This window comes from Glaciecola sp. XM2 (genome assembly GCF_018595715.1).
GTDB lineage: Bacteria > Pseudomonadota > Gammaproteobacteria > Enterobacterales > Alteromonadaceae > Glaciecola.
On record NZ_JAHEOJ010000020.1, the window covers coordinates 891,967 to 907,583 of the forward strand.

Sequence of the window (15,617 nt, forward strand, 5' to 3'; positions counted from 1 at the left end):
TTATGGCTCCTCATTGTTATGAATGGAGGACGTTTTTGCTTTGTGCCCATAGGTGCGAGGACGGGTATAGTAATCAATAAGCGGAACTGCCATATTCATCAGTACCACAGCAAAGGCCACTGCGTCTGGGTAATTACCCCAAGTGCGAATAACAATTATCCAAAAACCAATGGCAGCGCCGAATATTAAGCGCCCTCGATTAGTGGTTGCGGCTGAGACCGGGTCGGTAGCGATAAAAAATGCCCCCACAATTAACGACCCGTTAATTAAATGGAAAGCAGGAGAGCCGTATACGGAGCTGTCGGCGGCAAATAAAACAAAAGACGTCGCCATTGCCGCACCAATCATGCTTACCGGTATATGCCAATTAATCACGCGTAGTTTTAATAACAGCAAACCGCCGGCTAGGTAGGCTAACGCTACAGGTGTCCATCCTAAGCCCCAGTTTCCTGACATGATGGGCGAGCTGAGTGCTTCACCTACCGTATAACCTTCAATCAGTTGCGTTTTGAGGTGGTCGAGGGGGGTAGCCATGCTTAACCCATCATAGCCTACTCGAAGCTGTTCTATGCTGTAACCATCGGTCGTAAAGCCAGTAAAAACAGTATTGAGCGCATCGATGAAGGTAAAGCTTTGTTCGGTTAAGCTTACTGGCGGCAACCATGCAGTCATTTGCACTGGAAAGGAGATCAGTAACATTATGTAGGCCGCCATAGCCGGGTTGAACATATTAAAGCCCAAGCCACCATAAACTTGTTTGACCAAGGCGATGGCAAAAAAGCTGCCAATTACTGCTATCCACCAAGGGGCAAGGGGGGGAATACTAATACCTAGCAACAGACCAGCCAAGGCTGCGCTAGAGTCTTTGATAACGCGTTCAGTATTCTTTTTGCGTAGCTCTACTATCAGCGCTTCTGTGACTACTGCTGTAACCATGCACAGCGCAATTTGTATCAACACTCCTACGCCAAAGAACCAGGTTTGCATCAAAATACCTGGGATGCAGGCATACATGACCAAACGCATCACCGCGCCTGTGTCGCGTTGATTATGATGGTGAGGTGAACTACCTACGCTGAGTTTACTCATCGCTGCTTGGCTTGTCCTTTAATTGTGCTTGTTGTTTTGCTTTTTTTGCTTTCGCTCTTGCTAGTGCCGCCGCGATTTTATCTTTAGCTGCACCGCCATCTTTGTTTAACGATTGCTTTCTTGCTTCTGCGGCAAGACGGTGTTTTTCTTCTCGCGCTTCTTTTTCTCGCTGCAGTCTGTCTTTGCGCGCCTCAAATCGCACGCGTGCTTTTTCAGACTTTTCTTTTTCAAGCTGTTGTTGGCGAATGTCGGCCTTTGCTTTGCGATAGTAGTGCACCAGTGGAATTTCACTGGGGCAAACATAAGCACATGCGCCGCATTCTATGCAGTCAAACAGGTTATATTCTTGCGCCTTTTCATACTCTTTCGCTTTGCTATGCCAAAACATCTGTTGGGGCAACAACGAGGCGGGGCAAGCGTCAGCGCAGGCTGAGCAACGAATGCAGGCTCTTTCATCTTCTACTAAGGGAAGCTCCTTAGCAGCAGGCACTAATATACAATTAGTGATTTTTACTACCGGGATTTGCACCGAGCTAAGCGTGAAGCCCATCATAGGACCGCCCATGATGATGCGCGGATAGCTTTGTTTTTCGCTGTGATACTGCGCCTGTGCGAGTAAATGTTTTATGGGCGTACCAATGCGTGCCCACACATTTTGAGGGGCATCTACTGCTTCTCCGGTTATCGTCACAACCCTTTCAATCAAAGGCTTACCTTCAATAACCGCATCGGCAATGGCGTAACAGGTACCAACGTTATACATCAAACAACCAATATCAACAGGCAAGCCATCAGAGGGGACTTCTCTTGAAGTCAGCACTTGAATAAGCTGCTTTTCACCTCCTGCTGGGTACTTCGTTGGAACCTTCACGACGTGATAGTTATCTTCCTGCTGGCAGGCTATCGACATTGTCTCGAAGGCTTCTGGCTTGTTGTCTTCAATGGCAATAAGTACCTGCTTAGGCTGCAGTAAATGACATAAAATATCGATGCCCTGACGAATTTGCCACGCATGTTCACGCATTAACCTGTCGTCAGAGGTAATATATGGCTCACATTCAATACCATTGATGATCAGAAACTCAATGGGTTTAACGTTGTTTGCTTTAAGATGAGTTGGGAAACCAGCACCACCCATGCCGCTTATGCCTGCAGCGCAAATTGCTTGAATAATCTCGCCCTTTGAGCGCTGTGCATAATCAGACATCGGAGTATATTCATACTCGCTGTCTTTTCCATCGCATTCGATGGTCACCGTTAACTCAGACAGCCCTGATGGATGGGCAGCAACATGATCTGATATGGCCACTACCGTGCCAGAGGTGGAGGCATGAACCGGGACAGCAAAACTGTTTTCACTGGTGGTTAAAGGCTGTCCTTTTTTAACCGTATCGCCTTCTTTGACAATTAGCTCGCCGTTGACACCAATGTGTTGTTTAACGGGGATATGCACAACAGAAGGTAAGTCGATACGCTGGATATCGGTTTGATTCGATAGGCTCTTTTTTTGTGTCGGATGCACGCCACCAGGGAAATCCCACAAGTTTTGCAGCGAAATGCGTTCCATAATTTGATCGTAATCAGCAAACATCTTCATGCTTAAAGCTGCCTTAAAGGAATATCGCCAACGGAGACTTGCTTGAAGTTCCACTGCCAATTTTCGCTACTATCATGAAGTGGGACCATATCAATGCAATCTACAGGGCAGGGGTCTACGCATAAGTCACAGCCTGTGCACTCGTCAATAATGACGGTGTGCATCTGTTTAGCGGCCCCTAAAATGGCGTCAACTGGGCACGCTTGGATGCATTTGGTACAGCCTATACATTCGGCCTCTCGAATAAACGCCACTTTTTTAACGTCTTCCACCCCGTGGGCCGCGTCTAGGGGCTTAGCTTCCACGCCCATGAGTTCGGATAGGTCTTTAATCGTTGCTTCGCCGCCAGGAGGGCATTTGTTGATTTCATCACCATTTGCAATGGCTTCTGCATAAGGACGGCATCCAGGGTAACCGCATTGGCCACATTGCGTTTGCGGTAGCAGGTTATCAATTTGTTCCACTAACGGGTCACTCTCTACCTTAAAACGGATAGAGGCAAAGCCTAGCAAGGCTCCAAAGACTAGGGCGATTAACACCACGACTAAAATTGCGATGAGCGTCAACGTCATTTGATTAAGCCTGTGAAGCCCATAAAAGCTAATGACATCAAGCCGGCTGTGATCATGGCAATAGACGCGCCTTTAAACGGAGCGGGCACATCGGCAGCGGCTAGGCGCTCGCGCATGGCCGAAAATAATATCAGCACGAAAGAAAAGCCAACCGCCGCGCCAAAACCATAAATAATCGATTCAACAAAATTATGCTGCTTAGTGGTATTTAACAGCGCCACACCTAATACTGCGCAGTTAGTGGTAATGAGCGGTAGGAATATGCCGAGTAAGCGATATAAGCTAGGGCTTGTCTTACGCACCACCATTTCGGTAAATTGCACCACTACAGCAATCACGAGTATGAAACTTAAGGTTCGCAGATATTCGATACCCAAGGGCACTAGCACGTATGTTTCAACTAAGTAGCTACTCATTGAAGCTACGGTCAAAACAAAGGTGGTTGCCATCGACATCCCCATAGCGGTCTCTAGCTTTCCAGACACACCCATAAAAGGGCACAATCCTAAAAACTGGACCAATACGAAGTTGTTGACCAATACAGTGCCCAACAGCAGCAGAAATATTTCTGTCATTATTGCTATAAGCTCGCGATTAATGAAGTCGCACACACTAATATCTAGCTAGTTTGATAGAGCTTTGATACGTGGCGCATAATATGAAAATTGTATTAGCTGAATTATCGCCTTTTCAGAGGCATTAAACAACACGTTATCTATGTGGTTATTGATTGGGATCTAGTATGTATAAAAATTGTTCACGACACGATGGTCAAATCAAAGTAATTGCACAAGAAGTTTTATAGAAAAGAAGAATGGCTCCCCCTCCCCGACTCGAACGGGGGACCTGCGGATTAACAGTCCGTCGCTCTAACCAACTGAGCTAAGGGGGAATTTTAGATTGTTTTGCTTGTTAAAAGTGGCTCCCCCTCCCCGACTCGAACGGGGGACCTGCGGATTAACAGTCCGTCGCTCTAACCAACTGAGCTAAGGGGGACCTGCCTTTTAACGGATGCGCATATTAATGAGCATCACCTTTCGTGTCAATAAACAATTGCGCTTTTTTAATATTAATTAGCGCGGGTAGACGTTTATAAAGATGCAAAATTGTCAATGTAAAAGTCAGATATTTTGACAAAACGGCTTAAGCCTTGATTTTGCTATTTATAACTAAAGGTCTAGCTTTTATAACTATAAAGAAAAAAAAAGACTAAAATACCAGTTGATCACTGTACCCATGTACAGCTATTCATAAAACTGTAATATTGCCATCGGTTTTACATGGTTAGTAACAACTTACATAAAAAAATCACAAGGGCCTGCAAGCAAGCGTCATTATTAAGGCGCGTCGACTTATCCCCTATTTCTGTGGATAACTATGTGGATATTAATTGTGAATAAAAAGTTCTGTTTTCAATAAAATGTCAACAAAGAAATGTATATTTCCGACGATTTTTTTTAAAGCTATTAAAAACAATGAGTTACTGTTATTACATAAAATGCGCCTTGCAAACACGACATTTCTGTTTTGCTAATTTTGCCCTGTGCGTTACTTTTGCGAGCAATACCTGAGCGTCAATGGTGCTGTGGGATGTCAAACACGATGTGTCATATTAATGACATCGTTGCCTTGTAAAAAAGGGGGCTGTGGAGAATCCTTTTTCATGGGTTATTTATTAAATTTGATACTTTATTAGTATGCATTGCACTATAGTTAGCAGATGGGTGTATAAACTCATTCTTAATATCGATTATTTTAGAGGTACACAGCATTTCTGTTCAAACCCCCTCAGTGCCGCGCAATTTATTAAAAGACGAAATAGCGCCTACTTTACGAAACATGACGATCCCGATGATCCTTGGCATGGTTATGTTGATGACCTTCAGCCTTGTGGATACATTTTTTGTTAGCTTGTTGGGTACGCAAGAGCTTGCCGCCATAAGTTTTACCTTTCCTGTCACGTTTACCATCATTAGTTTGAATATTGGTTTAGGCATCGGTACGTCCGCTATTATCGGTAAGTTTCTGGGAAGCGGTGAAAGTACGCACGCAAAAGCCATTGCTAGCGGTGCGTTAATGCTCAGCGTTATCTTGGTGGGGGCCCTTTGTATTATTGCGTATTTGTTTATCACGCCTATTTTTAGCGCGATGGGCGCAACACAGGAGTTGCTACCATTTATTCGTGACTACATGTCGGTCTGGCTAATATCAGGGGTGTTGCTGGCCATTCCCATGGTCGGCAACAGTGTATTGCGAGCTGCAGGAGACACTAAAACGCCCAGTATTATTATGGCGGTCGGGGGAGCAATTAATGCCGTTTTAGATCCCATTCTTATTTTTGGATTTGGCTCTTTCGAAGGGTTTGGTATCAAAGGCGCCGCCATAGCAACATGCATCGCATGGGCCGTTTGTGTTGTTTGGATTTTGTATTTGTTGGCAGTAAAACGCCAGCTCATCGAGCCTCGCCTACTCAACCTGCAAGACTTTAGGCAAGCTGCCAGAGGGGTGCTTAGCATTGGGATTCCGGCAGCAGGTGCAAATATGTTAACGCCTATAGCTGGCGGCGTGCTCACCGCTGTGGTAGCCACCTATGGTGCCGAAGCAGTTGCCGCTTGGGGGGTGGGTAGCCGGCTTGAATCGTTAGCAAGCATTATTGTGTTGGCGTTATCGATGTCGTTACCGCCGTTTATTAGCCAGAACTTTGGTGCCAATCAATTTGAACGTATCAAACAGGCATATTTAATCAGTTTGCGATTTGTCATGGGATGGCAGCTGTTTATGTTTGTCATCCTCGCGCTAAGCTCGGGGCTAATTGCGAATGTCTTTGCTAAAGAAGAAAGTGTTGCACAATATATACAATTGTTTTTGTTGATCGTTCCATTAGGATATGGACTACAAGGTATTATCATATTGACGAACTCGTCGTTAAATGCCTTGCACAAACCTATGTCCGCGCTTGTACTTTCGGTCATTCGTTTGTTTGTGTGCTATGTGCCCATTGCCTACTTAGGCAGCCATTTTTTCGGTTTAACGGGCTTGTTCTGGGGATGCGTTGTGGCAAATTTCTTTACCGCAGGTGCCTCCTATTATTGGTTCACCAAAGAAGTAAACGCGCAAATTCAGCGAAAAGAACAGACTATCAAAAAGGATATCTTGCTTAATGAGTAAAGGTTTTGACCTTGTTTCATCTTATTCACCAGCGGGTGACCAGCCAACCGCAATTGAAGCATTAGTTGACGGTCTTGATAGTGGGTTGGCGCGCCAAACCCTATTAGGCGTTACGGGTTCTGGTAAAACATTCAGTATGGCCAATGTCATATCAAGGGTGCAGCGACCAACACTTATTTTGGCACATAACAAAACCCTCGCCGCCCAGCTTTATGGAGAGATGAAAGACTTCTTCCCGAATAACGCGGTGGAGTACTTTGTTTCATATTACGATTATTACCAACCAGAAGCTTATGTGCCAAGCACCGATACCTTTATTGAAAAAGACGCCTCTATCAATGACCACATAGAGCAGATGCGTTTGTCTGCCACCAAGGCGTTAATGGAGCGAAGAGATGTAGTGATCATTGCATCTGTATCGGCCATATACGGATTGGGCGACCCTAAAAGCTACATGAAAATGCTCTTACATTTGCGAAAGGGCGATTTGATGGACCAACGCGACATTTTACGTCGCCTTGCAGAACTTCAATACAAACGCAACGACATCGCTTTTGAACGAGGCACGTTTAGAGTGCGCGGGGATGTTATTGATATTTTCCCGGCAGATTCTGAAAAGCAAGCGGTACGCGTGCAGCTGTTTGACGAAGAAATAGAACAAATCAGCCTATTCGACCCACTTACCGGCGTGGTCGATAAGAATGTGGTTCGCACCACCGTATTTCCTAAAACGCACTACGTGACGCCTAGAGAAAAAATTGTAGATGCGATTGAGCACATCAAGGCTGAGCTAAAAGATCGTCAAAAATATCTTAAAGATAATCATAAACTTTTGGAAGAACAGCGTATTTCGCAGCGCACGCAGTTTGATATTGAGATGATGCTGGAGCTTGGATATTGTTCGGGGATTGAAAATTACTCGCGTTATCTATCTGGGCGAGCGCCTGGCGAGCCGCCCCCAACATTAATTGATTATTTCCCTGCAGATGGTTTGCTGTTTATTGATGAGTCGCATGTGACCGTATCGCAAATTGGAGCGATGTATAAAGGTGACCGTTCGCGCAAAGAAACTTTAGTCGAATATGGCTTTAGATTGCCATCTGCCCTCGATAACCGACCTCTTAAGTTTGAGGAATTTGAGCACATATCACCACAAACCATATACGTCTCAGCAACGCCCGGTAATTACGAGCTTGAAAAGTCTGACGGCGATATCATTGAGCAAGTGGTGCGTCCAACAGGCTTATTAGACCCAGAAATTGAAGTGAGGCCTGTGGCGACGCAGGTAGACGATGTGCTGTCTGAAATTCATAAGCGCGTCGCGGTGAACGAGCGCGTCTTGATAACCACCTTAACAAAGCGAATGGCCGAGGATTTATCTGAATACCTCAATGAACATGGTGTCAAAGTGCGTTATCTACATTCTGACATCGATACCGTTGAGCGTATTGAAATTATCCGCGATCTGCGCATTGGTAAGTTCGATGTACTAGTGGGCATCAATCTTCTTAGAGAAGGTTTGGATATGCCAGAGGTCTCTCTCGTTGCCATTCTTGACGCCGATAAAGAAGGCTTCTTGCGCGCTGAAAAATCCTTGATCCAAACCATTGGTAGGGCGGCTCGACACCTTAACGGCCGAGCTATCTTGTATGCTGACAGAATCACCAACTCCATGAAAAAGGCGATGGATGAAACCGACCGCCGCCGAAACAAGCAGCGTGAACATAATTTAGCAAACAACATCGTGCCGCAGCAGCTTAACAAGCCCATTACCGACATTATGGACCTTGGTGATAGCTCGGCTCACCCAGCATCGGGCAAAGTGAGGCTCAAGAAGGTTGCCGATAAGCAAAAAGCGCAAAAAGCCCTTTCGGTCACAGACATGATGGCGAGGATATCAGAGTTAGAGAAAAGCATGTTTGAATATGCGCGAGATTTAGAATTTGAAAAAGCAGCATCATTACGTGATGAAGTAGAAACGCTGAGAGCTGAAGTCGTAAAACTGTCTTAATTTTGTACAATTATGTCAAAAGGTGTAAAGTTTTAGTTATACAAAACGATAACTAATACATGTTTAGAGGTTTAACGTGTCGGGTTAATGTACCGTATGCACGTTTCACTTTGGTATACACCATTTTGTTACACAGGAACGACTATGCTTAATCGTCTGCAGGAATCGGATATTAAATTATTGCGCGTGTTTTACGCGGTTGCCTCATGCAATGGCTTTACAGCCGCTGAGCCGGTATTACGTATGCAGCGCCCCAATATTAGTGCCGCTATTAAGAAACTCGAAGAACGCCTAGATTTAGTGCTGTGTCATCGCGGGAGAGGCGGGTTTCAAATGACCAAAGAAGGTGAGGTTGTCTTCCAAGAGACCAAGCGCATTTTTAACGCCTTCGATAACTTTGTTTTCAACTTAAAAAGCTTACACGACGATTATTCGGGCCATATCACCATTGTATTAATGTCTGGATTAGCCACGTCTATGCAACTGGCCGTAGCAAAAGCGGTAAAAAGTACCATGAAGAAGTTTGATGATATTCATGTGAATATTCAAACTCGCCTATATAACGAAGTGGAGCATGTGGCGTTGTCTGGCGAGTGCCACTTGGTGCTATCTACCTACGACATGGTCAAGCCCGAATCGGTCACCTTTCACCCAGTGGGTATCCAGTCGGTAGGGCGCTTGTATTGCGCGCCAACGCACCCTTTGGCTAAGTTCAGAGATGTGGATGCACTGCCTGACAATGTGAACATCGAAGACTATCCCGCCATTGGTATTTCGGGGCTATCTTCCTCTAACTATATTTCTAACGACAAGCGCTTGAGTATTCAAACCTTTTCAGATTCGTTTGAAGTATGTATGGCGGCGATCATGACCGGCGAATACGTAGGTTTATTGCCTGACTATATTGCCAAAGAGCAGGGGGCTGCGACCGGGCTTGTGCCCATCGCCAGAGGAAGCATGTTTGAGTTTAAGCACGACTTGTTTGTCATGAACGGTAAAAATACGCGTTTAAACCCTGTTTTACGTTACTGCATCAAAGAAATTGAATACTTTGTGTCTGAGAGCCAAAAATAGAAATAACGATATTCAGTGGCGTTAAAAATACGCCACTGGATCTTTCACTCCGTTGAGTTCGAACGCTTCCAAGCGCTCTTGGCAAGACCCGCACTTTCCGCACGCTTTTTCCAAACCTTTGTAACACGTCCATGTCTCGCCGTAGTCTAAACCTAAGGCAAGACCAGTGCGCAATATGTCTATTTTGTTTTGTGCAATAAACGGTGCGCGAATATCCACCGCTTCGTAGTTTGCGATTTGACACACCGAATTCATGGCGTCTAAAAATTCTGTTCGACAATCGGGGTAGATGGCATGATCCCCAGAGTGGGCACCAAAATAAACCGCCTCAGCGCCAATAGACACCGCATAACCCACCGCCATAGATAACATAATCATATTGCGATTAGGCACCACGGTCTGTTGCATTGATGCCTCAGCGTAATGGCCTTCTGGCACGTCGATATCATCGGTAAGGGCTGAGCCTTTTAATAAGGGCAGAATGCTCGACACATCGACAAGTTGAAATGGATAGCCGTATTTGTCGCACACCGCTTGTGCGACATCTAATTCTTTCTTATGGCGTTGACCATAGTTAAATGCAACGGGATACACCTCGTAGCCGTCAAGCGCAGCTTGTCTAAGTACGGTATAAGAATCCATGCCGCCAGAGTAGATAACAACAATTTTGCCTTTGGTGTTGGAATTTTGCGAGCCTGTCATGATCACCTTGATAAAAGTTAGGGTATACTTGCAGATCTTAAGCTATCTGCTCGCAAATCCCAATGTAAAATAATAAAAGAGAGGCATATGACACGTTTATTGGTCAATGAAGTGTTTGAATCGATACAAGGTGAAGGCGCATTTACCGGTGTCCCCTCAATTTTTGTACGCCTGCAAGGCTGTCCAGTTGGCTGCCCATGGTGCGATACTAAACATACTTGGGAGACCAAGCCTGAGAATGTTCGTGAGCAAGATGTGATCATGCAAGAAACCGTCGATACTGAGCATTATTTCAGCGGTGACACACACGATATATTTCGCTTATTTGAAAAACAGGGCTATCGCGCTAAAAACATTGTTTTGACCGGCGGTGAGCCCTGCATGTTTGACCTCACCGAATTTAGCACAGCTGCCATTGCAAAGGGCTACAGCGTGCAAATTGAGACCAGTGGTACCTTTGAAATTATCTGCCATCCAGATGTATGGGTGACGCTATCGCCTAAAATCAACATGAAAGGTGGCTTTGAGGTACGAAAAGACGCTCTAGTGCGGGCAAACGAAATAAAGCATCCCATTGCAATGCAGAAACATATCGATGAACTCGATAGTTTATTGGCAAGTGCTAATCTCGATACCTTACCGGTTATCTACCTACAACCGATTAGTATGCAAAAGCGAGCCACACAACTTGCAGTTGCCACTTGTATTGAACGTAACTGGCGTTTATCGTTACAAACACATAAGTTTATTGGAGTGGAGTAAGTGAAAACCTTCGGTGTTGTTTTTATCGCTTTTTCGCTAATGTTCGCCAGACCAGTTTACTCTGCTGTGTGGGTAATCACCTATCCACAAGAGGCCTTGGAGGACGATATCCGCTATGACTATCCGCTCGCATTACTGGCATTGGCGCTAGATAAAACAAGCGTACGCTACGAACTCAAAGCTTCTACTAAACCAATGCGTCAAGCCCGAGCGCTTAAACGCTTGGAAGAAAACCTTGAAATTAATGTGGTATGGGCAATGACCGACACCACTCGCGAAGAGCATCTTCTTCCTGTTCGTATCCCCATTGCCAAGGGCTTAATAGGGTGGCGTATGTTTGTGGCCCCCAAAAACAGCCGATTTGTGAATGCTGATATCAACTCACTAAGTGATTTACTTGAATATGAGCCAGTGCAGGGGATTGCGTGGCCAGATACAAAAATATTGCAGGCAAACGGCTTTAACGTGGTTACCTCTCGCGATTATGCTGAGGCTTTGAACATGATCAAAACACGACAAGCGGATTTTTTCCCGCGTTCGGTGATTGAAGTGGAAAGAGAAACAGAAAGCCAAGCAAGTACCACCTTAACATTTCGTCCAGGTATCGCCGTACGCTACCCAAGCGCGATGTACTTTTTCTTCAACAAGCGCAATATAACCTTAGCAAAACTCGTCGAGACGGGGCTACACAGAGCGATTGAAGACGGCAGTTTCGATGCATTGTTTATGGAACATTTTGGTGGCACGATTGAGCGTCTTGACTTAAACGGCCTATCATACTTCCAGCTTGCCAATCCATTGCTACCGCCACTTACACCTACCGCAGATGAGCGTTTGTGGTATTACCCAGTTGGCGCGAGAAATCCTCAATAAAAAGGGCGATCACTCGCCCTTAAATTCACCGCTGTGAATAGATTTCATCGAGCGACCAGATGGGTCTGCCATTTCTTTAAATGACGCATCCCATTCTAGAGCTTCTACCGTACTGCAAGCAATTGATTTGCCTCCAGGAACGCATCTGGCGGCACTTTCTTGTGGGAAGAAGTCCTCAAATACGGTGCGATAAAAGTACCCTTCTTTTGTATCAGGCGTATTAATTGGGAAGCGGTATTGTGCCGTTTCTAATTGTTGATCAGTGACTTGCTCGTTAACAAATTCACGGATTGAGTCAATCCATGAGTAGCCTACGCCATCGCCAAACTGTTCTTTTTGACGCCATAATACTTCTGCGGGTAAGTACGAGTCGTCATCAAAGGCTTTGCGCAAAATCCATTTTTCCATGCGTCCGTCTAAACACATTTTATCTTTCGGATTGAGGCGCATAGCAACATCCATAAATTCTTTATCAAGGAATGGAACACGGGCTTCAACGCCCCAAGCAGACGTGGCTTTGTTGGCTCTGGCGCAGTCAAACATATGTAAGCGGTCGAGCTTGCGCACCGTTTCCTCATGAAACTCTTTGTCATTAGGAGCTTTGTGGAAGTACAAATACCCACCAAATATTTCATCGGCACCTTCACCCGATAGTACCATCTTAATGCCCATCGCTTTTATTTTCCGCGTCATCAAGTACATAGGTGTTGCCGCACGAATGGTAGTGGTATCGAAGGTTTCTAGATGGTAAATCACATCTCTAATGGCATCTAAGCCTTCTTGAATAGTAAAGTGAATTTCGTGGTGCACGGTACCAATCATATCGGCTACTTTGCGCGCTGCAAGCAGGTCAGGCGCGCCTGCAAGCCCAACTGCGAAGCTGTGCAATCGAGGCCACCAAGCATCGCTTTGGTCACCGTCTTCAACGCGTTTGGCGACATATCGAGCGGCAACCGCTGATACAAGTGATGAATCTAAACCACCAGATAATAATACTGCGTAGGGTACATCTGACATTAGATGCGACTTAACTGACTTCTCAAAAGCATGTTTTAGGTCTTCAAGATTGGTCTCGTTATTTTTAACGTTGTTGTAATCCATCCAATCGCGTTTGTAATACTTTTGTAGTTTACCATTGAGCATATAGTGTCCCGGCGGAAACTCTTGTACAGTTTTGCAAATGGGAACCAATGCTTTCATTTCTGACGCGACGTAAAAGTTGCCGAACTCATCAAAACCGGTATACAGAGGGATGATACCGATGTGATCGCGGGCAATCAGGTAATTACCGGTTTTTTTATCGTATAAAACAAAGGCAAACATACCTTGGAGTTCATCTATGAACTCAACGCCTTTTTGTTGATAAAGCGGCAAAATGACTTCGCAATCAGAACGGGTCGAAAATGCGTAATTTGGTACGCTAGCTTGGGCAAGTTCTTTGTGATTATATATTTCGCCATTGACCGCTAAGATTTGCTCGCCCGTGTCGCTTACTAACGGCTGTGCGCCGGTGTCTACGTCTACAATGGCTAAGCGCTCGTGGCAAAGAATAGCGCGCTCGTCTTGCCAAATGCCAGACCAATCTGGTCCGCGATGGCGCAATAATTTGGAGAGTTCTAAGGCTTTTGTCCTTAGTTCTGTTGCATCTGTTTTGATATCAAGGATACCGAATATACCACACATAAATAGGGGTGCCTCTGTTCAGCTAGTGATTTGTGTCGGATTTTCTGTCGGAAGTTTCGCAGCCCAGGACGTTTTGTGAATCCTTTATTATTATTATGTGATCTGCATTTTGAATGTGCCATGATGAGCATGAAATGCAAGTAATTATTGCTATTTGACGGCATCTTTTTCATAAAAAAGGTGAATACCTTTCGATATTCACCTTTTGCTAACATTTTTAACGTTTAATAGGGCTTTATTACCTATGGACGCTGAAATTCACTTGAAGGATTCCACTGCGGCATGCCCTCAGCATTTGCAACGTCATAACCTACTTCGAAAAGTAACTGCGTATCTTCGGTAATGCCTTCTAAGTTCCACGTTTCACGGTATTGGTCACACACCTGATGATAACAGCCCGTCACAATAACATTCATACGCTTACGGTAATTAGCCGTTTCTTCATCAATCGGTTGGCTGCCGCCTTTGGCGTATAAAGCGGGTACACCAAATTTAGCGAAACTAAAGTGATCAGAGCGATAATAGATACCTGCCTCAGGGCGTTCTTCTTGGCTTAACACACGGCCTTGATTAGTAGCCGCTTCAAGCAAGAAATCTTCCATTGTAGATTTGCCCATGCCTACTACAGCGACATCTTTAGTCTTTCCAAGAATATTCATCGCATCCATATTGATGTTTGCAACGGTTTTATCTAGGGGGATGATAGGGTTCTCTGCATAGTACTTTGAACCTAGCAGGCCTTGTTCTTCAGCCGTGACAATTAATAAGCTAATAGAACGTTTTGGTGCTGTATCTAGCGAAGCAAAGGCTCTTCCTATCTCGAGGATCGCAGCAGTTCCGGTGGCATTATCATGTGCACCATTATAGATTTGGTCGCCATCTTTGCTCTCATCTTTTCCTAGGTGGTCCCAATGCGCGGTATAAATAATGTGCTCTTGTGGTTTTTCACTGCCCGGTAAGGTGGCAAAGACGTTGTAACTGTGTGATTGTTCAAACTCGTTTTTTACGGTTACCGACGCATTAATGTCTAGCGCTTTAGCATAGGGCCCCTCGAGTGCTTTTTGTTTTTCTTCATCGAAATCCAGACCCGCTTGGGCGAACACTTCAATAGCCGCTTCACGGGATATCCAACCTTCTACGGCAACGCGACTTGCTCCTTGGTCGGGGCTAACCAGAGAATATTGAGGACCGCTCCAGCTGTTAGCAACGACCGACCATCCATAAGACGCTGGCGCCGTTTCATGCACGATGAACACCGCTTCAGCTCCCTGACGACTAGCCTCTTCATATTTATAAGACCAGCGACCGTAGTAAGTCATGGTAGAGCCATCGAAGAGCCCTGAATCAGGTGCTGCAAACCCTGGGTCGTTAACTAACACAATAACGGTTTTACCTTTCACATCTATCTGGCCATAGTCATTCCAATCATATTCAGGCGCATTGACGCCATAACCTAAAAATACAATCGGTGAATCATTGACACTGATGGTATCAGTCTCACGTTTTGAGCCGGCAACCATATTTTCTTTATAGGCAAAACTACTGGTTCCCATGTTAAGCGTCATATCATCAGATGCAGTGATTTGCATTAAATCTACTTGCTGAAGAAAACTATCACCGTTCCCTGGCTGTAAGCCTGCTTTTTGCAGTTCGTCGGTGAGCATGGCAAGCGTTAGTACTTCACCAATGGTTGTTGGAGCGCGCCCCTCGAATTCGTCAGAGGCTAGGGTAATAATGTCTTGTTTGATGCGTTCAGTAGAAATACCATCGTAAACGGCTTTGAAGTTGTCCGCACTTTGCTCTGTGGGCGTTTGAGCTTGTTGTGCTTCTGCTGTTGTTTGTTCTTGTGTGGCAGGGGTGCATCCTGCCATTAAGGTGCTTGCGCATGCTAAAGCGGCAAACATGCTAAGTGTGTTTCGTATTGTCATAAAATTTCCGTTGTGATGTTATTATTGTTATGAGTGCATTATGTAGGTGTTCGCTACGCATGACTCTTTGAACGTCTTACCTGTGCAGCGTGATTTTTTAAAAAACACGATAGTTGGTCTTATTAACCGCACTATTATAAGGGATTTTGTTATTCATA

12 protein-coding genes and 2 tRNA genes are annotated in these 15,617 nt (G+C 45.1%); 5 read left to right on the forward strand and 9 right to left on the reverse strand.

Annotated features, from left to right (window positions below):
* The 6 genes from rsxD to KJ365_RS08575 form a co-directional block, all read right to left on the reverse strand.
* Positions 1 to 1,089 (reverse strand): electron transport complex subunit RsxD, encoded by a 1,089-nt coding sequence (gene rsxD, locus KJ365_RS08550; RefSeq protein WP_214451186.1) that lies wholly within the window; start codon positions 1,087 to 1,089, stop codon positions 1 to 3.
* The gene (rsxC, locus tag KJ365_RS08555; RefSeq protein ID WP_214451187.1) at positions 1,082 to 2,686 is read right to left on the reverse strand and encodes an electron transport complex subunit RsxC; all 1,605 of its coding nucleotides are present in this window, start codon (positions 2,684 to 2,686) and stop codon (positions 1,082 to 1,084) included. The genes rsxD and rsxC overlap by 8 nt, the downstream gene beginning before the upstream one ends.
* A 2-nt stretch (positions 2,687 to 2,688) precedes the next feature.
* The gene (rsxB, locus tag KJ365_RS08560) at positions 2,689 to 3,258 is read right to left on the reverse strand and encodes an electron transport complex subunit RsxB (RefSeq protein ID WP_214451188.1); all 570 of its coding nucleotides are present in this window, start codon (positions 3,256 to 3,258) and stop codon (positions 2,689 to 2,691) included.
* A complete protein-coding gene (gene rsxA, locus KJ365_RS08565) occupies positions 3,255 to 3,833 on the reverse strand; it encodes an electron transport complex subunit RsxA (protein ID WP_214451189.1) in 579 nt (192 codons plus the stop codon). The genes rsxB and rsxA overlap by 4 nt, the downstream gene beginning before the upstream one ends.
* Positions 3,834 to 4,073: 240 nt before the next feature.
* Positions 4,074 to 4,150: transfer RNA gene (locus KJ365_RS08570), tRNA-Asn, on the reverse strand.
* Between the two features lie 27 nt (positions 4,151 to 4,177).
* Positions 4,178 to 4,254 (reverse strand) — tRNA-Asn (locus tag KJ365_RS08575).
* 843 nt (positions 4,255 to 5,097) lie between these two features.
* Between KJ365_RS08575 and KJ365_RS08580 the strand changes: the two genes are divergently transcribed.
* The 3 genes from KJ365_RS08580 to KJ365_RS08590 all read left to right on the forward strand — a co-directional run bounded on the left by KJ365_RS08580 (position 5,098) and on the right by KJ365_RS08590 (position 9,511).
* Positions 5,098 to 6,426, forward strand: a complete 1,329-nt coding sequence (locus KJ365_RS08580; RefSeq protein WP_250884079.1) for an MATE family efflux transporter — start codon at positions 5,098 to 5,100, stop codon at positions 6,424 to 6,426.
* Positions 6,419 to 8,437, forward strand: a complete 2,019-nt coding sequence (uvrB, locus tag KJ365_RS08585) for an excinuclease ABC subunit UvrB (RefSeq protein WP_214451190.1) — start codon at positions 6,419 to 6,421, stop codon at positions 8,435 to 8,437. Before KJ365_RS08580 ends, uvrB begins: the two co-directional genes overlap by 8 nt.
* 144 nt (positions 8,438 to 8,581) lie before the next feature.
* Positions 8,582 to 9,511, forward strand: a complete 930-nt coding sequence (locus KJ365_RS08590) for a LysR family transcriptional regulator (protein ID WP_214451191.1) — start codon at positions 8,582 to 8,584, stop codon at positions 9,509 to 9,511.
* Between the two features lie 21 nt (positions 9,512 to 9,532).
* Here KJ365_RS08590 and queC read toward each other — a convergent pair whose 3' ends face one another.
* Positions 9,533 to 10,213, reverse strand: a complete 681-nt coding sequence (gene queC, locus KJ365_RS08595) for a 7-cyano-7-deazaguanine synthase QueC (protein ID WP_214451192.1) — start codon at positions 10,211 to 10,213, stop codon at positions 9,533 to 9,535.
* Between the two features lie 87 nt (positions 10,214 to 10,300).
* Here queC and queE point away from each other — a divergent pair, with 87 nt between their 5' ends.
* Together queE and KJ365_RS08605 are read left to right on the forward strand one after the other, a co-directional pair.
* The gene (gene queE, locus KJ365_RS08600) at positions 10,301 to 10,975 is read left to right on the forward strand and encodes a 7-carboxy-7-deazaguanine synthase QueE (protein ID WP_214451193.1); all 675 of its coding nucleotides are present in this window, start codon (positions 10,301 to 10,303) and stop codon (positions 10,973 to 10,975) included.
* Entirely contained in the window at positions 10,976 to 11,848 is an 873-nt protein-coding gene (locus KJ365_RS08605) for a transporter substrate-binding domain-containing protein (RefSeq protein WP_352109344.1), read from the forward strand.
* Between the two features lie 9 nt (positions 11,849 to 11,857).
* On the opposite strand, the gene asnB is transcribed toward KJ365_RS08605, so the two are convergent.
* Positions 11,858 to 13,531, reverse strand: coding sequence for an asparagine synthase B (asnB, locus tag KJ365_RS08610; RefSeq protein WP_214451194.1), 1,674 nt, complete (start codon positions 13,529 to 13,531; stop codon positions 11,858 to 11,860).
* Positions 13,532 to 13,773: 242 nt separating this feature from the next.
* Positions 13,774 to 15,459, reverse strand: coding sequence for a M28 family metallopeptidase (locus tag KJ365_RS08615; protein ID WP_214451195.1), 1,686 nt, complete (start codon positions 15,457 to 15,459; stop codon positions 13,774 to 13,776).
* Positions 15,460 to 15,617 lie beyond the last annotated feature (158 nt).